This is a genomic window from Roseospira marina, assembly GCF_014197855.1.
Classification (GTDB): Bacteria; Pseudomonadota; Alphaproteobacteria; order Rhodospirillales; family Rhodospirillaceae; genus Rhodospira; species Rhodospira marina.
Map to the genome: position 1 here is coordinate 1 of NZ_JACIGJ010000052.1, position 1266 is coordinate 1266.

Consider the following 1266-nt stretch of genomic DNA (forward strand, 5'->3'; position numbering starts at 1 on the left):
GTCAGTAGGGTCTGCGTGCCTACGCCGAAGCTGGCGCCCGCCGTCGCCGTGCCCTGGCTCGCGGGAAGTCGGTCCATGGCCGTGGCGTGGTAGGCGATGTTGGTTGCGGCCTCCTCGATGACCAGCGCGCCGCCCTCGACACGGGGCGCGTGGGGGGCGGCCGTCCGGAACGCCGCCCCGTCCCACCAGGTCGCGGCGGAGGCCCGCGAGAACGTGGCGGCCGACTGGACCACACCGGCCGTGACCAGATCGATCCGGCCGCCCGTGGCGGGAGGCACGAAAAAGAAGCCCCGATCCCACGCCCCTTGCGGCAGCGGGCCGGCGGGCACGCGGAGCGGTGCCGCGCGGGTGTAGACCTGCCCACCCGATCCCACGCCCGTGACCAGGGCGTCCCTGGGCAGCGTCAGAACCTCGCTTGGGCCGATCACCAGCCGCCCCTCGGCGTCGATCGTGAGCGTGCCGGCGGTCAGCTTCAGCGGCTCGAACAGGCGGACGTCGGTCATGACCAGCCTGCCCGGGTGTCGATCGCCCGCAGATCAGCCGGATCGGTGCAGGCGTCAATGGCGGCATAGAGGGCCTCCTCGCGCGCCAGGATCAACCGCCAGCGGGCTGCGACCGCGTCATGGATCGCCGCGATGCCCGCCGCATCGACGATGACCCGAGCGCCGGAGCGCGTGACGAAGGCCTGGGTCCCGTCCGTGTCGGCCAGCAGATCACGCAGGGCGCGGATCTGGGCGATGGCCGTGTCCGTAGTCTCGACGTGCACCGTCTGCCCAGCGATTTCGAGCGTGATGCCCGCGTCCCGCGCCCGGCGGAACGCTCGCGTCGCCCGCGTCCGCCACTCCGCCCGCAGGCCCTCCAGCCGCGCCGCGATCTCGGGCGGCGTGAGGGGTCGGATCTCGTAGGTCAGCGTGACGACGGGGATCGGTCCGGTTTCGTCGAACCCGGGCGGGGCGACGGGCTCCGGGACGCGCGTGTGGGTGTCCGGATCGTGCTCCGGCACGATGGACCGGACGTGGTAGATGGGCGGATCGAGTGCGGCCAGGGCCGCGTCAGGCAGACCGCGCGCGTGCGGAGGCAGAGCGTCCATCGGATACTGACCGCGATAAGCGTATGGCATGGTCTGCCCCCTATGGCGTTTTTGCGAGACGACCGCCGACCCAGTCATCGGCGAGGCTCGTCAACGACACGCTCAGCCGCCACAGCCCGGCGCCGTCTCCCTCGTCCCATGCGCCCCCGGCATGGGCCACAGCGTCGGCGTGACCG

2 protein-coding genes are annotated in these 1266 nt (G+C 72.4%); both read right to left on the reverse strand.

The features are described 5' to 3' along the window. Window positions 1–503 (reverse strand): hypothetical protein (locus GGD82_RS20745; RefSeq protein ID WP_184013351.1); only part of this gene is annotated, 503 nt, incomplete at its 3' end. Next, on the reverse strand, window positions 500–1120 hold the full coding sequence (locus GGD82_RS20750; RefSeq protein WP_184013352.1) for a DUF4376 domain-containing protein: 621 nt from the start codon (window positions 1118–1120) through the stop codon (window positions 500–502). The genes GGD82_RS20750 and GGD82_RS20745, both read right to left, overlap by 4 nt. Window positions 1121–1266: the final 146 nt, after the last annotated feature.

What these genes read in the sequence shown, in the direction of transcription:
- GGD82_RS20750 (WP_184013352.1), bottom strand. Translation starts at nt 1,120, where the DNA reads ATGCCATACGCTTATCGCGGTCAGTATCCGATGGACGCTCTGCCTCCG.